This window comes from Sinorhizobium sp. M4_45 (assembly GCF_002885915.1).
Taxonomy (GTDB): domain Bacteria; phylum Pseudomonadota; class Alphaproteobacteria; order Rhizobiales; family Rhizobiaceae; genus Sinorhizobium; species Sinorhizobium meliloti_A.
Window position 1 is genome coordinate 212912 of record NZ_NWVE01000006.1, and the last position, 19770, is coordinate 232681.

A 19770-nucleotide genomic window follows, 5' to 3' on the forward strand; every position below is an offset into this window, starting at 1 on the left:
ATGGGAGACCTGTCAGATGCGCATCAATGAAGACCTGACGAAACCCGTAATCGTCCATTCGGCTAAACTCGACTGGGTTCCAAGCCCCGCCGCAGGGGTGGATCGCCGCATGCTCTACCGTATCGGCGGCGAAGTTGCGCGCGCAACCTCGATCGTTCGCTATGCGCCGGGCAGCGCCTTTCCACGCCACGTCCATAGCGGCGGCGAGGAAATCCTCGTGCTCGAGGGGACGTTTGAGGACGAGCACGGCGACTATCCTGCGGGCAGCTATTTCCGCAATCCGCCCGGCACCTCGCATATACCTGCCTCGAAGGAGGGCTGCACGATCTTCGTGCGGCTCTGGCAATATCGTGAGGGCGACGGCACGCAAATCGTTCGCCACCCTGGAGAGGGTGAATCAGCGCCGTTGCGCGAGGGGGTAGAGGCAGCGCGCGTCCTGTTCGACGACGGAAAAGAGCGCGTGTCGATAGAAACCTGGCTGCCGGGTTCAGCCGTCGGCGTCGAGAATCGCCGTGGGCTCGAGTTCCTCGTCCTTTCCGGCGGCCTTGCAGCCAGGGGCGAGCAACTGGAGCCGCAGAGTTGGGGCCGGTTGCCCGCAGGAGAGGCGCTCGAAGCGATCACCGGGCGTAAAGGCGCTGAGATCTGGATCAAGGACGCACCACTGCAGCACCCCGACGTGCTGCAGCTGCCCTGAAGCGCTACGCGGGCTCCGGACGGAGCATCTGCGGCGTACCATCAAGATTTGTGGTGAAACCGATAAGCAAAGTGCGATTGGTCAAGCGAAGTCTGCATGTTATGGGCAGGTATGTCCGTGAATGCTTCGCCAACCGTCATGTTCCTGCTGATCTCATTCGGCACCGTCCTCGGAATCGCGGGGACTGACTTGGTGCTGCCTGCAATTCCGGCCATGCCGACGGCATTCGGCGGGACTGCGGCACTGGCGCAGATGGTCCTTGCAGCCTATGCCGGGGGCACGCTCGTGGGACTGCTTACCTTCGGCGAACTCGGGGCGAGGTACTCTCGCCACAAGCTGTTGGTCTGGTCGCTTGGCCTGTTTGCCGTCACGTCTCTGCTATCTGCCTACGCGCCGACCTTGGAATGGCTGGTCGTCTTGCGTTTCGCGCAAGGCGCGTTCGGCTCGGGCCCGGCGGTTTTCGCGCCGGGCTTTATTCACGGCCTTTACCCTGCGGACAAGGCGCCTTCCATGTTCGGCAGGCTCGGCTCCATCGAGTCCTTGACGCCGGCTCTTGCGCCCATTGTCGGAGCCTATCTTATGACGGTGGGGGGATGGCAGACTTCTTTCCTTATGTTGGCCGGACTTGCAATTCTCTGCGCCATTGGCAGCTGGGCCTACCGTCAATCGCTTCCGGACCGGCTCGAGGCTCTTGAGCTCCATCGAAGCTATATGTCGATCATCCGCAATCGCGACTTTCTTCGGCACGGCTTAAGCCAGGCGCTTTCCCTCGGCAGCATTCTCATCTTTGTATTCGGCGCCCCCGCAGTGATGACAGGGGCATTGGGCATGACGATCGGAGACTTCATTCTCCTTCAAGTTTTCGGCATCGCCCTTTTTATTCTGGCGTCGAACGCGTCCAATGCACTTGCCCGAAGATTCGGTACCGAACGCATGATCATGATCGGTACCGGAGCTGTGGTTCTTGGCTTCTTCCTGATCCTTCTCTACACATCCCTCGGCGGACGCAGTCTGACTGTGCTCGTGCCCCTGTGGATGACCGCAAACGGCGCGTTCGGCATCCGGGGACCAATCGGTTTCCACCAGGCAATCCTTGCCTCAAAAGGGGATCATTCACGCGGCGCCGCCTTGGTCGTTGCCGCTATACTTGGGATCACTGCCGGAGGTACCGCCGCCGCCGCTCCTTTCATCAACATAGGCTGGTGGCCGCTAGCCTCGGCGAGTAGCCTCGCTGCGCTGCTGGCTTTGCTGTGTCTGACGCTGATCGGCAGCGCGGCGAATGAAACTGAAGACGGTTAGCGCATTTGACGACGATGCGGGGGAAGCCCAGGACATGGCTCAAGCCACGTCCTGGCCCCGTCAATCACACCAGATCGAAGCGGTCGGCGTTCATGACCTTGTTCCAGGCCGCGACGAAGTCCTTCACGAACTTCTCCCCGGCGTCAGACTGGGCGTACACCTCCGCAAAGGCACGCAGCTGTGAATGCGAGCCGAAGATCAGGTCGACGCGGGTGCCGGTCCACCGCGCAGCGCCCGTCTTGCGGTCGCGGCCTTCGTATACGCCTTCTTCGCCTGCGATGGGTGACCACTGCGTGCCCATATCGAGCAGGTTGACGAAGAAGTCGTTCGTCAGCGCTTCGGGCCGCGACGTGAAGACGCCATGCTTGGGCTCGCCCGCCTTCAGCACGCGCAGGCCACCGACGAGAACGGTCATCTCCGGGGCCGTCAGCATCAGCAGCTGAGCGCGATCCACAAGCGCCTCTTCCGGCTTCATGAATTGCCGGCGGCTGGTGCTCACATAGTTGCGGAAACCATCGGCACGAGGCTCCAGCGCGGCGAAGGATGCGGCGTCGGTCTGAGCCTCCGAGGCATCCATGCGACCCGGCGTGAACGGAACGGCAATGTCGTGGCCACCGGCCTTCGCCGCCTTTTCGACGGCGGCGCCACCTGCAAGCACGATCAGATCGGCAAGCGAGATCCTCTTGCCGCCGGTCTGGGCGGCGTTGAAGTCCCTCTGTATGCCCTCAAGCACAGCGAGAACCCTGGCGAGCTGAGTCGGCTGGTTGACCTCCCAGTCTTTCTGCGGCGCCAGGCGGATTCGCGCACCATTGGCGCCGCCGCGCTTGTCGGAGCCGCGGAAGGTCGAGGCGGAAGCCCATGCGGTCGAGACAAGTTCCTGCACCGACAGGCCGGAAGCGAGGACCTTCGCCTTGAGGCCGGCTATGTCCGTCTCGTCGACCAGCCTGTGGTCGACGGCCGGGATTACGTCCTGCCAGATCAGATCCTCGGCCGGGACCTCAGGGCCGAGATAGCGAACCTTCGGCCCCATGTCGCGGTGGGTCAGCTTGAACCAGGCGCGGGCGAAAGCGTCGGCGAACTGGTCCGGATTTTCGAGGAAGCGGCGCGAGATTTTCTCGTAAGCGGGATCGAAACGCAGCGACAGATCCGTGGTCAGCATGGTCGGAACATGCTTCCTGGAGGCGTCATAGGCATCGGGGATGGAAGCCTCGGCGTTCTTCGCCTTCCATTGATATGCGCCGGCGGGGCTCTTGGTCAGTTCCCATTCGTGGTTGAACAGGTTTTCGAAGAAGTGGTTGCTCCAGCGGGTGGGCGTCTGCGACCAGGTCACTTCCGGCCCGCCCGTGATCGCGTCCTTGCCGACGCCCGTGCCGAAGGTGCTCTTCCAGCCGAGACCCTGATCCTCGATCGCGCCGCCTTCCGGGTCTGCGCCGATGAACGAGGGATCGCCCGCGCCATGCGTCTTGCCGAAAGTGTGGCCGCCGGCGATCAGCGCCACCGTCTCTTCGTCGTTCATAGCCATCCGGGCAAAGGTTTCGCGGATATCGTGCGCGGCAGCAACCGGATCGGGATTGCCGTTCGGGCCTTCCGGGTTGACGTAGATGAGGCCCATCTGCACGGCGGCAAGCGGCTCGCTCAGTTGCCGTTCGCCGCTGTAGCGCTCGTCGCCCAGCCAGGTGCCTTCCGGTCCCCAGAACAATTCCTCCGGCTCCCATACGTCGACCCGGCCGCCGGCAAAGCCGAAGGTCTTGAAGCCCATGGATTCGAGCGCGACATTGCCGGTCAGGATCAACAGATCCGCCCAGGAAATCCTGTTGCCGTACTTCTGCTTGATCGGCCACAGCAAACGTCGGGCCTTGTCGAGATTGGCGTTGTCCGGCCAGCTGTTGAGCGGCGCGAAACGCTGCTGGCCCTGACCGGCGCCGCCACGGCCGTCGGTGATGCGGTAGGTGCCGGCGCTGTGCCAGGCCATGCGGATGAAGAGCCCGCCATAGTGGCCGAAGTCGGCCGGCCACCAGTCCTGCGAATCCGTCATCAGTGCATGCAGGTCCCGCTTCAGCGCATCGAGGTCGAGCTTCTTGAACTCCTCGGCGTAGTTGAACGTCTTGCCCAACGGATCGGAAAGACCGGAATGCCGGTGCAGAACCTGGACGTCCAACTGATCCGGCCACCAGTCGCGGTTCGATCTGCCTCTCGGTGCCGTGTGTGCGACGGGACACTTGCCCGCACTATCGCTCTTCTGATCCATGGTAATCTCCTCTTCCTCGATTGTGCGCGTCCAAAAGCAGCCTGTCCGACAAGTCGATTGGGCTGCATCAATTGGGCCGGCGCATGCTCCCCGTGATTTGGCGCAATTTTACCCCATTGGTCAAACGGCTTGTTCCCTGATCAGGTCGATGAAGGCGCGCAATCTGGCGGGCATGTGACGGCGCTGCGAAAAATAAAGGCTGAGCCCGGGATAGGCGGGGCACCACTCTTCCAGCACCGGAACAAGGCGCCCGGTAGCGATATGCGCAGCGAGCGAATACTCGCCGATATAAGCGAGTCCAGCGCCCGAAAGGGCGGCCTCCAGGATAAGGTCCGTCGCATCGAGCGTCAGATTGCCGGGAACGTCGACCACGTGTGCTTCACCCCGCCGCTCGAACTCCCAGCGATACAGTCTGCCGTTCGCCATGCGCATCTGGATACAGCGATGCCGCACCAGATCGAGCGGGACGACTGGCTTGGAACGCCCCTTGAAATATTCAGGCGATCCGACAACCAGGAAACGGAGGGTCCGGGTGATCGGAATGGCCACCATATCGGGCGAAATTGCCTCGGCAAGTCGTACCCCGGCGTCGAAACCCTTACCGATTACATCGACAAGCGCATTCTCCGTCACGACCTCAAGCTCGACCTCGGGATAGCGGCGGCCGTATTCGAGCAGCAGCGGCTCCAGCAGCATGCGTGCCGCGCCCGGCGCCATATTGAGCCGAAGCCTGCCCGAGGGTCTACTCGAATGCTCGCCGATATGCTCGATCGCATTCTCGATCGTTTGCAAGGCCGGTGCGATCGCAGAGAGGAATTGTTCTCCCGCAGCAGAGAGCGCAACGCTGCGCGTCGTGCGGTTGAACAGCCTGACTGCCAGGCGCTCTTCCAGCGCTGCTATCGCATGGCTCAACGCCGATGACGACATGCCGAGTTCGCGCGCGGCCGCGCGAAAGCCGCCATGGCGCGCAACCGCGGCAACCGCCTCCAATTCGCTCAAGCTTGCCCTCATTGTGCGATGTAGCTCACCAGCCTGTCCGATTTTGTCCGACTAGCCGCAACAGATAATGCATTCCATTTTCCTGGTGAAGCCATAACAGGAGAGAGGCAATGCGTATCATCGACAGAGTCTACATCGACGGCAGCTTCGTCGAACCCCACGGCGAGCAATGGGCCCCGCTCTTTAATCCGGCGACCGAAGAACAGATCGGAAAGGTGCGCCTGGCGGATGAGGAAGACGCGAACCGCGCCGTTGCGGCGGCCCGGCGCGCATTTCCCGCATTTTCCAATACGTCGAAGGAAGAGCGGATCACCATGCTGAAGCGCTTGCATGCGGCAGTCTCTGAACGAGCGGGCGATCTCGTGGAGGCCATGCGGGTGGAATACGGAGCACCGTCGAGTTTCATCGACTTTGCGGCGCGGCGAGCAGGAAACGTGTTCCTCGATATGGCGAAAACACTGGAGAGCTACGATTTCCGGCGGCGCATCGGCCGCGCCGACGTGGAGATGCGGCCTTCGGGGGTGGCGGTGGCGATCACACCGTGGAACAGCAATTATAGCTTCATCTGCGGAAAGCTGTCGGCAGCGATCGCGTCGGGCAGCACGATGGTCATCAAACCTTCCGAGATGAGCGCCATTCAAACGCAGGTCATCACGGAATGCCTGCATGAAGCGGCTCTCTCGAAGGGGGTGTTCAACATCGTCACCGGCTACGGCGCTGTCGTCGGTGCGGCGCTCACCGCAAACCGGGATGTTTCGAAGATCACGTTCACGGGCTCTACCGTCACGGGTCGCGCCATCGCCCAGACGGCCGCGGCGACGATGAAGCGGGTCACCATGGAGCTTGGCGGCAAGAGCCCAAGCATCATCCTGGACGATGCCGATCTCGAAGTGGCGATCCCTCAGGTTCTGGCTGCCGGCTTCCTCAACAGCGGTCAGGCCTGCATTGCCGGTACCCGCATCCTTGTTCCCGAATCTCGTCGCGACGAGATCGAGGCACGCCTGAAAGAGGCGGCAAAAGTGTTCACGGTCGGTGATCCCGGTGATCGCGAGGTGCGGATCGGGCCGCTGGTGAGCCAGAAGCAATGGGACCGCGTGCAAGCCTACCTGCGTCTCGGCCAGGAAGAAGGTGCAACTCTCCTGATCGGTGGCGAAGGGCGTCCGGAAGGCCTCGAGCGGGGTTGGTTCGTTCGTCCAACCATCTTCTCCGGCGTCCGCAACGACATGCGCATTGCCCGCGAGGAGATCTTCGGCCCGGTGCTCTGCGTCCTTTCCTATCGCGACGAGCAAGAGGCGATCGCGATCGCCAACGATACCGACTACGGCCTGCAGGCCAATGTCTTCGCTTCGGACCTTAAGCGGGCAAAGCGCATTGCTGATCGCATCGAGGCAGGCCGCGTGATCATCAATGGCGCACCGCACGAGCCGTTTGCACCTTTTGGCGGCTTCAAGCAATCCGGCTTCGGCCGCGAATTCGGCGTCTTCGGCCTGGAAGCCTTCCTCGAGCCCCGTGCGGTAATTTCCTGAGGAACAACCGGTAAGTATATTCTTGACAGATCGTTCCAGTATTCCTATATGGGCTTTATGGCACGGATCAAGGAATTCGACAGGGACGAGGCATTGGACGCGGCAATCGCCGTGTTTCGCGAGCATGGTTTTGACGGCACCTCGACGGAGATGCTGATACGGGCGATGAGAATCGGCCGCCAGAGCCTCTACGACACCTTCGGTGACAAGTGGAAGCTCTACTGCCTCGCGGTGGAACGCTATTCGGCGAGTGAGACGAGTGCTCATATCGCCTTGTTGCGCGGCAAACCGCGTGCACTGGACGGTATCCGGTTGGTGATGGAACGCGTTGTGGACAATGCAAACCAAGCTTGTCTCGGCGTGAACTCGATCTGCGAGTTCGGTCAAAGGCGGCCCGACCTGGCGGCACTGCATCATGCCGCCGATCTTCGGCTCAAGAACGCCGCGGTTGAACGCATCAGAGAAGCCCAGGCTGCAGGTGACTTAGCCGGTTCATTGCCCGCTGAGGCGGTGGCCGATTTCCTCGTTGCCAATATCGCCGGTATCAGGATAGCCGCCCGTGGGGGAGCAGGTCGGGAACATCTGCAGTCCCTCAGCCAGTTGGCGCTCCGCGCAGTCACCTAACAGGCAGAAAACTTTGCTCTTTTCTGGAATGATCAGTCAATAAAAGGATATATGCATGAAAGCCGTTGTGATGAAAGAGGTCGGTGGTACCGACGTGATGGAATTCCTCGATTGGCCTGAGCCTGTCGCAAGGCCGGGACATGTCGTGGTGGAGGTCGCCGCGGCCGGCGTGAACTTCATGGACATCGGCGTGCGCCAAGGTATGGCCTGGACCGACATCCCTAACCCGAAAGTTCTGGGTGTCGAGGGCGCTGGCCGCGTGCTCGCCGTCGGCGATGGAGCGGACGAGTTTGAAGTCGGCGATCGCGTCGCCTGGGTCTATGCTCCCGGAAGTTACGCTCAGCGCCAGTCGGTACCGACAGCCTCCCTCGTGAAAATTCCCGATACCGTGGACGATCGAACGGCTGCTTCCGCGATGATGCAGGGGCTCACGGCCAGTCACTTCGCGACGGATTTCTATCCCGTGCAGCCGGGCGACATCGCCCTTGTTCATGCGGCGGCCGGCGGGGTCGGCCTCCTGCTGACACAGATTATCAGGTTAAGGGGTGGCCGAGTAATCGGACGCGTCTCCTCCGAAGACAAGGTCGCGATCGCCAAAAAGGCCGGCGCCGAGCACGTCATCGTCGATACAGAGGGACAGTTTGCCGACGAAGTCCTGCGCCTGACCGGTGGTGAGGGCGTGAACGTCGTTTACGATGGCTCCGGTCCCAAAACCTTCAAGGGCTCGATCGAAGCGCTCCGCCGGTCCGGCACCTTCTGCTGGTATGGACCGGTGCTCGGCGGGCCCGGACCGCTCGATATCATGAGCCTGCCGAAGAGCATCAAGATCGGCTACGCGACATTCATGGATCACATCCACACTCGCAAACTCCTTCTCGATCGCACCAAACAGCTTTTCGACTGGCTCGGGGACGGGACGATCACGGTGACGATCGGCGAAACCTATCGCCTTGCCGACGCCGCCCGCGCCCATGCCGCAATGGCAAGCCGTGCAACCACCGGCAAACTGCTTTTGATCCCGTAAGAGCAAGTCACGAACGACATGCCGGCGCGGCGACCGACGCCGGCATGGCCGCAATACCTCTGAAGAGCGTCGGTACGCGCGGGGGATCGGCGTCAGCCGCTGCAGGTCGAGAGCTCCAGACGCGTGTCTATCCCGATGTTGGCAAGGAATGTCTCGTCATGGCTGACGACGACGAGTGCGCCGTCATAGGCGAGCAGCCCAGCTTCAACGGCCTCGATGGAGGCGATATCCAGATGGTTGGTCGGCTCGTCGAGAATGAGCAGCGATGGGGGATCGAAACCGCCGAGTGCACAGGCAAGGCCGGCGCGCAGCACCTGCCCGCCGCTCAAAGTCTCCACCCTTTGCAATGCCGCATCCGCGCGGAAGCGAAAGCTGGCTAACGCCGCCCGGCAGGCGTTGTCGCCGGCACCGGGATTGAGCCGCTTGAAGTTATCGAGGATCGTCTCGCCGCGCTCCAGGATGCTGACGCTCTGGTCCAGCAGAGAGAAGGGAACGTTTACGGAAACGGTTCCTTCGAAGGGCGGCAATTCTCCGGTGACCACCTTCAGAAGGCTCGTCTTGCCCGACCCGTTGGGGCCGATGATCGAAAGGCGCAGCGGGCCGACCAGCGAGAAGGATAGATCTCGAATGACCGGACGGGCGGGATCGTAGCCTGCCGTGACGCCGTCAAACGCGAGGACTTGCCGCCCAGCTGGAAGCTCGGTTCGCGGAAGACGGATGGAAAAGGGCTGCAGCACCTCGATCCGCGCTTTGGCGGCTGTGATGGCCTCGAGCGCGCCTGCGCGCTGTCGCTCGGCGAGTTCCACACCCCTGCCCCGGCTTTCTTCCGCATTGTTCTTGCGCCGGCCCAGGAGAATCCTCGGCATGTCGCCCTTTGCCGCTTTTCGGGTACCAGACGCGTCACGCCTGTCCTGGCGCTCTGCCAGGGCACGTGCCTTGCGATCGATTTCGTCGGCGGTCTTCTGTGCATGCGCAAGGCTTTGTTGCGCCGCCTCCAGCTCAACCGCCCTCGCCGTCTGATAGGCGCTCCACCCCCCGCCGTAGCGCTTTGTCCCGAGCGAGGTCAGGTCGATAATCGCGTCCATTTCTTCGAGCAGTTCACGATCGTGGCTGACGACAATCGCTCCGCTGCGCCAGCCGGAAAGAAGGTCGATAACCGCCCGTCTGCCGTCACGATCCAGATTGTTGGTCGGCTCGTCGAGAAGCAGAAAGTCCGGCTCGGAGAAAATTGCCGCCGCGAGCACCGCCCGCGTGCGCTGGCCCCCGGAGAGTTCGGTCAGGAGCGTATCCGCCCGCGCCTCCAGTCCAAGCCGGACAAGGGCGGACATTATGCGCTCTTCCACCGTCCAGTCCGCATTCTCCAGTTCTTCAAGGGTCGCCTCGCCTGTTTCGGCGCGCCGTAACACCGCAAGCGCCTGCGTCGCACCGAACACATCGGCGATGGTTTCATCGGTGCCGGACCGAAGCATCTGCCTCGCCAGGGCGACGCGTCCCTGGATGGCAACCGTGCCGGAAGAAGGTCTAAATGTACCGGCAAGGATGTTGAGCAGGATCGTTTTTCCGACGCCATTTCTTCCGACGAGCCCCGTCCGCTCCGGACCAAACGCCAGGTCGAGATCGGTCAAGACATGCTCCCCGTCGGGTTTCGACCAGGAAAGTGCGGAGAGAGTGATGGAGGGCATGGCGAACCTGTTGCATTGTTAATAACAGCACAGTACCGTGCTTTTATCAGCAACGAGCGGTGCGGACAATGGCGTTGTCCATCCCGCCCATCGACGGGGTCGGATATAGATGAATATAGTTCGCAGGCGTGGCGGCGGACGTCCCACCCGGGAAGAGGCCGAGGGTCTGACCCGCCGTCTCCTGGATAGCGCCCGCTCGACTTTTGCCCGCAAAGGGGTTGCGAACACGTCGATGGAAGAGATTGCCGCCAAGCTCGGAATCTCGAAACACACGCTTTATCGGAGATATCCGAACAGGCAGGCGCTTCTGGAAGCCGTGGTCGAACGTGACCTCGTCCGCTTTCGCAAGACGCTTGCCGACGCAGCGGGACAGGGTGATGCACCTCTCGCAGTGTTGCGCGATATGGCTTTCAGCTATTTCCGCTTCGGCACGGACCGGGATTATTCCGCTTTCTATATGTCGGTTACCGCCGAGGCCGTGTTTTCCTTGCCATTGCGGGAAAGGTTGGCGGCGTGGTCGAGTGCTGCACTGGAGCCCGTCGTGCAGGCGATCACATCGGCTCAGGCCGCGGGCCTCATCGTGCCGGGGTCTGCCATTGAGATTTGCCACGCCCTTGTCGATTTGCTTGAAGGCGCGAATAATCGTGTCCGTCTCTGCGGGTCCGAGTGTCCGGACGCCGAAAATCTTCGCCTGTTCGAAAGCCGCTGGGCCATTTTCCAGACTGCCATGAGACGCGAACCCGATCGACCGCAGAAAGCCTGAACGTGTGAAGGATCGGCTGGTCTCGCAGCCGATCCCTCCGCGAAATGGCGGCATCCGCTCCGTTAGAGCGGCATTACAGACGCCGCAAGGAGTCCGGCCAGCGCCGACGGCTCCGCCGAAAATATATCGTAGGCGCAAGGCGTTGCCACAACGGCGAATGTCAGTATGCCGACTATGAAGCGCTTCATCTAAACCTCCTTGAATCACGAGCTCGGTCAGGCGAGCGTCAGATCGACCTCGATGTTCCCCCGCGTTGCCTTTGAATAGGGGCAGGTCTGATGCGCTTCGGCGATGAGCGATCGCGCAAGGTCCGCGTCGATGCCGGGCAGGCTGACGGCAAGCCGGGCTCGAAGGAAAAAGCCGCCATCCGATTTGGCGAGATCGACTTCAGCATCGACTGCCGTTTCGGCCGGGAGCGACAACGTACGCTTCGCCGCGGCAAGACCCAGTGCACCGATAAAACAGGCCGACCAGCCGGCGGCGAAGAGCTGCTCAGGATTGGTTCCGGCCTTGCCGCTGCCGGGAGGCGAAAGCCTGACGTCCAGTTGGGCATCGTCGCTGCGGGCGAACCCTTCACGGCCGCCGGTCGTATGGGTCTTACCGGTGTAGAGAACCTTTTCCTGCGTTGTCATCAGACACTCCGTTCGGTTGCGTCGCACGATCGCGACATTTGACGACGTGTGTTCTGCCTGCGCGACGTATCGGGCATGTTTGCGAAACCGCCGGAATTGTACCCGGATGTAGGCATCTCACTGGGAGGTAGCCAAGGGGGCCGGCGTACTTTCCTAGTAAGCCACCGACGAAATTGGGGCACGCCCGACGCTCACGGTTGAAGGCGGCAACAGTGGATGCCGCTGGTTATTTCGCACGAGTGGGATCGCTCGGCCCATGCGGGTCGGCAATATGCGCGTGCCGATCGTGTTCCCCGCGGCGGCCGCCCGTCAGGATCACGACACCCTCGGCTGATCGGAGCCATTCGCCCTCAGCAACGCCATCAGCATCGGGCCGAGCGAGAATTTCCCTTGCCGGGCCTTGGCGGTCAGATCGCGCAGATAGCCGCCGGCGGAGTTGATATGCCCTGCCCTCTCCAGAATGCAGGCCACGGCGATGCCGGCGTTTTCCGGTCCCATGACCTCGCAGGCGTCCTGATAGGCCGAGGGGTAAACGCCAAGCATAGATCGTACCGTAACCGCAGCGATCATAAGGTCGCGCCAACTTTTCACCGTGCCGTCAGGACCGTAGTTGATGATTTCCGGGCAGGCCTTCAGTACCATTCCCAGCGGAAAGGCCCTTTTTGCCTCGTGAGCCCGTTCAATGGCTTGGCCGTCTGACCGCTCATTCGAAGAGCCACGTTCAAGTTCAATAATAGATTCGGGTTTTGATTCCTGTTTGTGCCGCTCAGTTTGATCGGGATTGCCGCTCATCTCTTGTGGTTTTATACGCTTTTGCAACTGGTTAGCCACATGTTCGCGCAGCATTTCGAACGCCTCTACCAGAGGGGTGAGGTCAGCGATGTCGGGCGCCCTCGGTATAGCCTGGACAAGGCTTCGAAAATCTTCCTGCATGGACGTCCAGTCGCCGGGCAGTTCTTCGAGCACCACGTCTATCAGCTTGGCGATGTCTCTGCGGCAAAGCGTCAGCCGCTCGCGCAGCCGTTGCAGCTCGAGCCGGTCCGCCTCGGCCTCGGCAGCGAGCCGCTCTATTTCGCCGGAGCGAGCCAGGAGTGGTGCGAGCGAAAAGCCGTACGCCGTGCCGATCGCTCCATCACGAGACTTGCGGGCATAGCGCTTGCCGTTCGGACTGTCCTTGCGAGCGACAAGACCTGCCTCGACCAACGCGGCCAGGTGCCTCCTTAGCGTCGCCTCCGCCATGCCGTGGGCTCTCAGCGACAGCTGAACGTTCGAGGGAAAGACGACCAGACCGGTCTCTCCGCTCAGCGTGTTCTCGGGATAGAAGCTCAACAGCGCGTTCAGAACGGCCAGCGCCCGGTCGCTGATGCCCAGACGGCGTTTGGCCGCACAAAGCGAGCGAAACAGCTTCCACTTGTCGACCGACTTCCCAGGTTCGATGTCGCGGGAGATGAACTGGCCTGCCAACATGGCAAGAGTCATCGTCCGCCGCCCAAAGGGCGTCGTCACACTTCCACTCTCCATTTTCCTTCACCTTCGATAAGGCAAAAGAAAGCAGCTCACCAAAAACGGTGCCAAGGACTCTTGACTGTGATTCGTGGAAATGCGATTCTCGATCTTGCTACAAATCTGAGGAAGGCTTCCACGGCTTGTTCGTTGGGGGCCTTTTTCTTTTGCGGGTTAGTCTCCTTGTTTCGAATGCTGCTTTTGCATGAATTGGTCGTGCAGGCTTTCGATCTGACCTGCAATGAAATCGACAAAGCCTGACGGCACAGACTTGTTGAACGTGAGCTTCGAAGCCGACTTGCCGCGTTGGATCTGGCCAAGCACGAGGCCATGAGAGATCAGATCGGCCGTGGCGGAAGAGGCTGCAGCCTTGGCATCCGCCTTGGCAAGCGCCTCAAAAACTGCAGCGAAACGAGCGTCACTCGATGAGGCCTGCATCTGGTCTCTCTCCAGAACCGACTGCGCTACCTTCGAGGGCTCTCTGTGGGCCGCCCAGCGCAGCTCAAATTCCACCCATCTGCGCCGTCCGATTTCAGGGGCCGGACCAATCTGCATCAGGATGTCGCGCGGCAATGCTGCCGCTATCCGAATCATTTCTGAGATATGCGACCTGCCGGTGCTCAGCGACGTGCAGATCACGTCGCGGCGATAACCCGCAGCCTCCTGCGACTGCGCAAATAGGCAACGCTCGATGAAGGACAGGTCCTTGCGGTTGCTGTTCTCCTCCCCTTGGAGAACGATCGCCTCTTCGTCGCTCAGCTCCCGGGCAATCGTCTTGAACTTGATGCCGAGGAGTTTGGCAGCGGCAAGCCGCCGGCGGCCGAATACGATCTGGAACGGCCTTGCGGCCCCCCGAACCGGGCGGACCAAGCCAGGAGTACTCTGCCCGTGCTCACGCATCGACTCGAGCAGATCCGCGATGCTGGCTTCGCTGTAGCCGGAATCGAAGCGATCCCGGATGGCGGATTCCATGATCTCGTCCGGATCGATCTCGACGATCTGGCCACCATCCTTGAGAAGTCGTTCGGCAAGCTCGCTGCGTTCCTGCATCTGGCGGACGCCGGCGGCGACTTTGAGAAGGTGGGGTGACGTGGACCGCTGCATTCCGCCCGTCTCGGCAGAGTTCTCCAGCTGCCCGAGGACATTGGCAAAAAGGCCTTTGGAATCCTTGCGGCTCATTCTCTCCCCCATGCCTTCCAGAACAGGCCTTCGAGTTCAGCATTGGCCGCGTTGATCGACTCGATGGCGCGGTCGTAGGTTTTCGGAGCCGAGAAGCGGGACCTCTGAACCTCGTACAGGCTCTGCTTCCAAGTCAGTGCATCGGCCACGGCCGTCGACTTGATGACCGAGTTGAGGAGCAGATCCTCGCCGAACACCTGTCTCATCAGCGCGGACATGTTGGCTTGAGGATGATCGTTCGGCTCGAATTTGGTGATCAGGAACTTGGCGAAATCCCATTGAGCCGCCGTGCCCACCTCATTCAGGATCTGCATGTAGGACCCGGCAAGCTCCAGAAACTTCGCCGTGGAGTCCACATCCAGCATATGCGCAGGAACCGGGATGATGACGCCGGTGGCAGCCGTCAGTGACGAAAGCGTCAGGAAGTTCAGCGACGGAGCCGAGTCCATGAGGATGAAGTCGTAATCCTCGGCGACCTGCTCAAGCGCTTGGGAAACGCGAAGCAGGAAGCCCGTGCCTGCGGATCGCCGCATCTCGAGCGCGACGGCCGTCTCGAACTCGGTCAGTTCGAGGCCGGCGCAGATGACATCGAATCCGACGATGTGGGTCTTATGGATGATGGACTTCGTCGGGACGGGATCGTCGAAACGAATGGCCGAGAAGAGTGTGTCGCCCGCACGGTAGTCGAATTCCGGCAGGCTGCCATGAAGGGCGGTGAGCGATGCCTGCGGGTCGAGATCCACGGCCAGCACGCGATAGCCCCTGAGTGCCAGATAGTGGCCGAGATGGATTGTCGTGGAGGTCTTGCTGGAGCCGCCTTTAAAGTTGGTGACGGCAACGATCTGGCATTGCTCGTCGCCTGTCCGGCGGGGGTTCATCCACTTCTTCCGGCCGTTTTGCGAAAGAGCCAAGCGCAATTCAAGAACCTGATCGAGCGTGTAGAAACGCCGTCCGTTGGCGATTTCGGGTTCGGGGCCCTGTTCCTTGGCCGCAACCTGGCGGATGTAGGCCTCCGTTACGCCCAGCAGGGCGGCAACTTCGGTGGAGGTGAACTTGCGCATCGTGCGGCGCGCATCCGGGGGGAATTGCGCCATGCTCAAGTTGTTCAGCGCCATTTCGAGCTTGCTGGAAAAGTTTTCCATGAAAGCGAGGCTGCTTAGGTGTCGCGTCATCGAAAGAATCCCTGGTGATCGTTTCCGTCACATAAGCAGTGAAGTGGTTAACCGTTTGCTAACCGCCACGTAACTACTCGAAAACACGCAAATTCGAAAAATCTCCGCAACTAGACGTACTCCGATTCGGCTATGGCCATCAATGCGCGCTGTGGATGACGCTTGTTGCCGGTGGGAAGCGCCCGCGCTGCGGTTCTCGAGCCTCCACGCGGGCATGTTGAGCCGCGACAGTGGTTCACGGCGAGCGGTCGGTTCGGAGCCTCCAGCGTTGCTTCGAAGGGTGACCTGGTGAACTCTAGCCAGAGTTCCCCGCGGGGAACGCGCTGGATGGCGAGAGCTGCGAGGCGGTACCGGCTGACCGCAACGGCGGCACATATGTGCATGCATGGGAAAAGCCCGGCTTTTCGATGTTCGCCCGTACCCCCTGCCCCAGCTTCGTAGGATGCTTACGGGCGACGACTGCACCGAACGGTTCCCCGCGGGGAACGCGACGGCGGCCTGGCGCGAACGGACTATTGGAGAGACACGCAATGCATCGCCCGCCACACGAGACAAGTGTCGCGTCGAGACTAGGATTTGTGGAGACGGTTGCGCGCTGCATGCTGCCGGTGGCGTATATATGGTGTGCCGCATAGGGCAGGAGCCTTGCGGCTATCGTCAGGAACTGTTCCGGCAATATGCTTTCCGTCTGGACCCTTGCCTCAGACAATTGACGGCCGGAACGCCAGGCGTTCCCCGCGGGGAACTTGACGGCGTGCCAACCGGTGCCCCCTTGACGCGGCCATCTGCGGCTGGTGTGAGATGCCGCCAGCCACGCTTTGCTCGACGGCCACGGAGGAACTCGACTTACACGGCATGTTCCCGCAGGCCTGGGTGAGGATTCATTCGCGGCCGCACAAACCTTGTGCGGCCGGCCGCGTTCCCCGCGGGGAACGCGGCTTACGGCGAGGCGGAGATCCAATGGATGTTCCACTGGCCTTGCCGCGGGTCTGCCGTGCAGCGCTTCAGATGCGGCCGGATGCCGCTATTCATTCGGTCCCCCGCGGGGAACTTTCGCAGCCATTTCCGCTACACCTATGGGGGGGGCGGCTACACGCCGGTTGGCCCGCAACCGGGCTTTTGCTTGTGACCTTCCGTGAAGGATCTCCGCTGATCGACCCCGTGAAGCTTCAAGCCTTTGCGAAGGGACGTTGGTCGGCTCGTGCCCTGCTTGGGGGAGGGGAGGGCGTCACGGATGGCGGGGTGCACGGCTGGATGCGCATCCTTAGCGCAGAACCGCATGGCGATCGGATTTAGCTGCATCGAAGCTTATCTCCAGCAGATGGTCGAGTGAGCGAGAGACAAATATGCCATTAGCATTCCGGGTGTCGTCGGGCGGGTGGAGAGCGGGATCGGGTCAAGGCTGAGTTCGACAAAGCAGGCTTGTGCTGTAGAGACCTCTCGTGACGGATCTCCTCTGAAGGACTCCCGCTCTGCTTCATGACAAAGTCGCTAAACGTATGAAAGACCTTGCATTGGCGGTCGGAAAATTACAGTTTGCGGGAGCCGGCGGACTTAGGGTACGCTCTATAGTGCTGGCTGACGGGTCCTTCTGGGTTTTTTGACGATCTGGGTAAGTCATTGAAATATAATCGCTAAAAATCCTTACGGAAGCTATATACCGAATGACTTCCGCCACTGCTGACGCTGCGAGGCCTCGCTTAACCGGACCAGATTAGGCCGCAGGACTTTTCAAATGTTCCCCGCGGGGAACAATCGCCACCGACCGGGAAAGCTGACACGTACGGGCCATCTCAAGTCCGTGTCCGAGGACTCCGAAACCGGTGAAAACGGTAATCGGTGGCAATCACGCAGGTGCTATCGTCTACCTGCCATACGGCGGCATCATCTGCCATGTCGTTGCCGACGAGGAGCTGGGCAAAAGGCCGGGCAGCCGGTTGCGTGGCAAGAAGCTGCTGTAGAACGGAGGGCGCGAGTTTGCAGCCGCAACCGCCACCGTGAACGAGGTCCGTGAGACGGGGGAGAGTGTTTATCAATCCTCCAGCAGCGTGGTTGGACTCACCTGATCGGCGCGAGAGTGGGCTGCCAGCGGCGACCATCGCTACCGCGTATAATCCGACGAGCTAGTTGTGGCGCAGCACGTCCATGGCGCTTCGACGCCGCGAGGGGTGAGGCATCGATGATGCGCCTGATCGATCAGGTGCCCGACCGGCCGCCTGGTCGGTGTTGTGTTTACTGCTGCGGACCTGCCGGCTTCGGTAACGGCGAAGAGTGCCGAGGCCGAGGCTGCGGCACGGCGCGAAAGCGCAGAGGATGAACCACCCAGTCAGACGGCAACGGCAGCGGGACGACGCAATCGGTCAGCAGGGTCTGATCTCCGTTGGTGACCTCGAAGACGATCCCGGGCCGCTCCATGCTCTTGCAGTCTGGCCAGCGCTCAAAATCGATCCATTCGCTCATGGCTTTTCCAACCCCCTCACAGCAGGAAATCGCTTCCGGAAAGAGCCGAAAGATTCGTCACCTTGATTTGGAAATCTGCAAGGCCGTCGCCATTGACGTCACCCGAGACTATCCCGCTCCTGAAGTTAAGTTCACCCGCTTTGCCGTGGAACGCACTGCTGCCGATAAATAGAAATGCCTGGTCTCCGACCGCATTGCTGTTCGCGTCGATTGAACGCAAATCCATCCGATCAATGCCGGACGCGAAATCATCGATCACGTCCCTGGCAGCCGGCGCCGATTGTGCGGTCGTCTGAAAGACGAAGGTGTCCGCACCGCCGCCGCCAATCAACCGATCGGCCCCGTTACCGCCGATCAGGGTGTCGTTGCCGTCACGCCCATTCAGCACATCGTTACCTGCAAGGCCGTTCAGGAGGTTTGCGCCATTGTCTCCGCGCAAGGTATCGTTGAAGGCTGAACCGTAGAGCCGCTCGATCGATACATATGTATCGCCCGCCGCTTCCCCCGTGTTGGAACCGGGCGAGGAAAGATCTGCGACGACGCCGGCTGTGGCATTCGAGTAATTCGCCAGATCGGTGCCATTGCCGCCGTCGAGCCGGTCGGCGCCCGCACCGCCGACAAGATTGTCGTTGCCATCGCCGCCGATCAGCCTGTCGTTGCCGCCGTTACCCCAAAGAGCATTTGCAGCGGCATTGCCGGTGATCGTGTCGCTGCCTGTGCCACCCTTCGCGTTCTCGATGAGGGAGCGGGCGTCGCCCTGAAACTGTAGAGCGTTGGCAATATTGCCGATCGCCACCTTTGAACCGTTATAATGCAGCTTCGCCAATTGCGCGGCCGAGGTGGTCGTCCATTCGCCCGGGCGCAGATCGGCCTTCAGTGCAGTCGTATAATTGGAGAAATCGTAGGTGTCCGTTCCGCCGCCGTCCCATACCGTAAGCAGGATCTTGTTGCCGCCAGGGGCACCCTCACCGATACCATTGATGAACATCTCGCCCGACGTCGGGCTCCAGCGATAGGTGGTGTTTCCGCTTTCGGTGGTGAAATCCGCGCCGTACATATGCTGCAAGGCGGCGATATCGTACATCATCAGGGATTGCGCGTATCCCCAGGTCTCGTTGGTGTAGCCGGTCGTGGTCGAGGCACCGACATAGGAACGGTAACTCATGACCGTGTATTCCATCGAGTCGCGGTTCACGGGCATGACGTTGCCCTCATGGGCGTGTTCCAGCCCAAGCGCGTGGCCGGTCTCGTGAAGGAATGTCACATAGGCGTAGTTTCCCTTGGCCGGTCGGCTGTAGTGGCCGGACGATTTGTTGAACCACGCGTCGCCGCCTTCTGCCGCGGTCGAGGGGAAATAGGCCCAGGCGGTGCTCGGAGCGTCGGACGAGGCGAGGCGGAGATCGGCATGCTTGGTCGCACTCTCCGTGACCTCGGTGAATGTCACGTTGGCGACGGAGGAAAATTGATCGAGGGCTGCGCGCGTGGCGGCCTGCTGTGCGGCGTTCAAGACCGCAAAGCCCTTCAGCGGCTCGCCATTGCCGTAACCGGAGCCGTAGAATGAAGCGCTGGTCGGGAAACTGAACGTGAAGTCCTTGATCCCCCATTTCCAGTCGCCGAGGAGACCGTTGACATAAGCGTTACCAGTCGTTGCATAAGTCGTGGTTGCAGGCATCGATTTCCCAGACCGTCGGGGTTGAAGTCAGGTCAGTACCCGCGTGCGATGCGCCGAGGTATGATCCGCAGGTGCGCTTATAGCTCGTCTCGGTTAACACCTTAATTCGGCCTCATGGTCGGGTTGGGTCAGACCAGGTGGTCTAGACCTGTGGGTTGCTTACGCCAGCGAGGCGAGGGGAGCGGCGTCTACCATGCGTGCGCTGGTTAGGAGCCGACGTGCGAAGCATAGCCTCGCCGAGAAGAAGATGCGTCCGGCCGGCGTGACAGCTACGCCAACCCGTGGCATAGGGG

16 protein-coding genes and 1 pseudogene are annotated in these 19770 nt (G+C 61.2%); 6 read left to right on the forward strand and 11 right to left on the reverse strand.

Annotated elements, in window-relative coordinates:
• Nucleotides 1-16: 16 nt before the first annotated feature.
• A complete protein-coding gene (locus tag CN933_RS18200) occupies nucleotides 17-694 on the forward strand; it encodes a cupin domain-containing protein (protein ID WP_018096551.1) in 678 nt (225 codons plus the stop codon).
• A gap of 96 nt (nucleotides 695-790) precedes the next feature.
• The gene (locus tag CN933_RS18205; RefSeq protein WP_018096550.1) at nucleotides 791-1993 is read left to right on the forward strand and encodes a multidrug effflux MFS transporter; all 1203 of its coding nucleotides are present in this window, start codon (nucleotides 791-793) and stop codon (nucleotides 1991-1993) included.
• A 64-nt stretch (nucleotides 1994-2057) separates the two neighbouring features.
• Here CN933_RS18205 and katG read toward each other — a convergent pair whose 3' ends face one another.
• Nucleotides 2058-4241, reverse strand: coding sequence for a catalase/peroxidase HPI (gene katG / locus CN933_RS18210; protein ID WP_102761996.1), 2184 nt, complete (start codon nucleotides 4239-4241; stop codon nucleotides 2058-2060).
• A gap of 120 nt (nucleotides 4242-4361) precedes the next feature.
• Entirely contained in the window at nucleotides 4362-5252 is an 891-nt protein-coding gene (locus CN933_RS18215; protein WP_102761997.1) for a LysR family transcriptional regulator, read from the reverse strand.
• Nucleotides 5253-5350: 98 nt separating this feature from the next.
• Between CN933_RS18215 and CN933_RS18220 the strand changes: the two genes are divergently transcribed.
• The 3 genes from CN933_RS18220 to CN933_RS18230 are packed head-to-tail and all read left to right on the forward strand — an operon-like array spanning nucleotide 5351 to nucleotide 8414.
• A complete protein-coding gene (locus tag CN933_RS18220) occupies nucleotides 5351-6766 on the forward strand; it encodes an aldehyde dehydrogenase family protein (RefSeq protein ID WP_102761998.1) in 1416 nt (471 codons plus the stop codon).
• A gap of 57 nt (nucleotides 6767-6823) precedes the next feature.
• Nucleotides 6824-7390 (forward strand): TetR/AcrR family transcriptional regulator, encoded by a 567-nt coding sequence (locus CN933_RS18225; RefSeq protein ID WP_102762196.1) that lies wholly within the window; start codon nucleotides 6824-6826, stop codon nucleotides 7388-7390.
• A gap of 55 nt (nucleotides 7391-7445) precedes the next feature.
• Nucleotides 7446-8414, forward strand: coding sequence for a quinone oxidoreductase family protein (locus tag CN933_RS18230; protein ID WP_102761999.1), 969 nt, complete (start codon nucleotides 7446-7448; stop codon nucleotides 8412-8414).
• Nucleotides 8415-8506: 92 nt separating this feature from the next.
• On the opposite strand, the gene CN933_RS18235 is transcribed toward CN933_RS18230, so the two are convergent.
• Complete coding sequence (locus tag CN933_RS18235) at nucleotides 8507-10096, reverse strand: ABC-F family ATP-binding cassette domain-containing protein (protein WP_102762000.1); 1590 nt, start codon at nucleotides 10094-10096, stop codon at nucleotides 8507-8509.
• A gap of 109 nt (nucleotides 10097-10205) precedes the next feature.
• On the opposite strand from CN933_RS18235, the gene CN933_RS18240 reads away from it, so the two are divergent.
• Entirely contained in the window at nucleotides 10206-10859 is a 654-nt protein-coding gene (locus CN933_RS18240) for a TetR/AcrR family transcriptional regulator (RefSeq protein ID WP_102762001.1), read from the forward strand.
• A gap of 62 nt (nucleotides 10860-10921) precedes the next feature.
• On the opposite strand, the gene CN933_RS32255 is transcribed toward CN933_RS18240, so the two are convergent.
• From CN933_RS32255 to CN933_RS18275, 8 genes and pseudogenes are all read right to left on the reverse strand, one after another.
• Nucleotides 10922-11047, reverse strand: coding sequence for a hypothetical protein (locus CN933_RS32255; RefSeq protein ID WP_272939047.1), 126 nt, complete (start codon nucleotides 11045-11047; stop codon nucleotides 10922-10924).
• A 27-nt stretch (nucleotides 11048-11074) separates the two neighbouring features.
• Entirely contained in the window at nucleotides 11075-11491 is a 417-nt protein-coding gene (locus tag CN933_RS18245; protein WP_102762002.1) for an organic hydroperoxide resistance protein, read from the reverse strand.
• Between the two features lie 315 nt (nucleotides 11492-11806).
• Complete coding sequence (repC, locus tag CN933_RS18250; protein WP_102762003.1) at nucleotides 11807-13012, reverse strand: plasmid replication protein RepC; 1206 nt, start codon at nucleotides 13010-13012, stop codon at nucleotides 11807-11809.
• 156 nt (nucleotides 13013-13168) lie between these two features.
• The gene (repB, locus tag CN933_RS18255) at nucleotides 13169-14173 is read right to left on the reverse strand and encodes a plasmid partitioning protein RepB (RefSeq protein ID WP_102762004.1); all 1005 of its coding nucleotides are present in this window, start codon (nucleotides 14171-14173) and stop codon (nucleotides 13169-13171) included.
• Nucleotides 14170-15345 (reverse strand): plasmid partitioning protein RepA, encoded by a 1176-nt coding sequence (gene repA, locus CN933_RS18260; RefSeq protein WP_100674083.1) that lies wholly within the window; start codon nucleotides 15343-15345, stop codon nucleotides 14170-14172. The genes repB and repA overlap by 4 nt, the downstream gene beginning before the upstream one ends.
• Nucleotides 15346-17183: 1838 nt before the next feature.
• Nucleotides 17184-17378, reverse strand: a pseudogene (locus CN933_RS31865) (selenide, water dikinase SelD); the annotation flags it as partial.
• A 199-nt stretch (nucleotides 17379-17577) separates the two neighbouring features.
• On the reverse strand, nucleotides 17578-17805 hold the full coding sequence (locus tag CN933_RS18270; RefSeq protein WP_100674081.1) for a hypothetical protein: 228 nt from the start codon (nucleotides 17803-17805) through the stop codon (nucleotides 17578-17580).
• 16 nt (nucleotides 17806-17821) lie between these two features.
• A complete protein-coding gene (locus CN933_RS18275; RefSeq protein WP_100674080.1) occupies nucleotides 17822-19477 on the reverse strand; it encodes a M10 family metallopeptidase C-terminal domain-containing protein in 1656 nt (551 codons plus the stop codon).
• Between the last annotated feature and the right edge of the window lie 293 nt (nucleotides 19478-19770).

Excerpts from the sequence above, each read along its gene's own strand:
- repC (WP_102762003.1), bottom strand. The coding sequence starts at position 13,012 with ATGGAGAGTGGAAGTGTGACGACGCCCTTTGGGCGGCGGACGATGACT.
- CN933_RS18270 (WP_100674081.1), bottom strand. The coding sequence starts at position 17,805 with ATGAGCGAATGGATCGATTTTGAGCGCTGGCCAGACTGCAAGAGCATG.
- CN933_RS32255 (WP_272939047.1), bottom strand. The coding sequence starts at position 11,047 with ATGAAGCGCTTCATAGTCGGCATACTGACATTCGCCGTTGTGGCAACG.
- CN933_RS18225 (WP_102762196.1), top strand. The coding sequence starts at position 6,824 with ATGGCACGGATCAAGGAATTCGACAGGGACGAGGCATTGGACGCGGCA.
- repA (WP_100674083.1), bottom strand. The coding sequence starts at position 15,345 with ATGACGCGACACCTAAGCAGCCTCGCTTTCATGGAAAACTTTTCCAGC.
- repB (WP_102762004.1), bottom strand. The coding sequence starts at position 14,173 with ATGAGCCGCAAGGATTCCAAAGGCCTTTTTGCCAATGTCCTCGGGCAG.
- CN933_RS18220 (WP_102761998.1), top strand. The coding sequence starts at position 5,351 with ATGCGTATCATCGACAGAGTCTACATCGACGGCAGCTTCGTCGAACCC.
- CN933_RS18205 (WP_018096550.1), top strand. The coding sequence starts at position 791 with ATGTTATGGGCAGGTATGTCCGTGAATGCTTCGCCAACCGTCATGTTC.
- CN933_RS18215 (WP_102761997.1), bottom strand. The coding sequence starts at position 5,252 with ATGAGGGCAAGCTTGAGCGAATTGGAGGCGGTTGCCGCGGTTGCGCGC.
- CN933_RS18240 (WP_102762001.1), top strand. The coding sequence starts at position 10,206 with ATGAATATAGTTCGCAGGCGTGGCGGCGGACGTCCCACCCGGGAAGAG.
- CN933_RS18230 (WP_102761999.1), top strand. The coding sequence starts at position 7,446 with ATGAAAGCCGTTGTGATGAAAGAGGTCGGTGGTACCGACGTGATGGAA.
- CN933_RS18200 (WP_018096551.1), top strand. The coding sequence starts at position 17 with ATGCGCATCAATGAAGACCTGACGAAACCCGTAATCGTCCATTCGGCT.
- CN933_RS18245 (WP_102762002.1), bottom strand. The coding sequence starts at position 11,491 with ATGACAACGCAGGAAAAGGTTCTCTACACCGGTAAGACCCATACGACC.
- CN933_RS18275 (WP_100674080.1), bottom strand. The coding sequence starts at position 19,477 with ATGCCTGCAACCACGACTTATGCAACGACTGGTAACGCTTATGTCAAC.
- katG (WP_102761996.1), bottom strand. The coding sequence starts at position 4,241 with ATGGATCAGAAGAGCGATAGTGCGGGCAAGTGTCCCGTCGCACACACG.
- CN933_RS18235 (WP_102762000.1), bottom strand. The coding sequence starts at position 10,096 with ATGCCCTCCATCACTCTCTCCGCACTTTCCTGGTCGAAACCCGACGGG.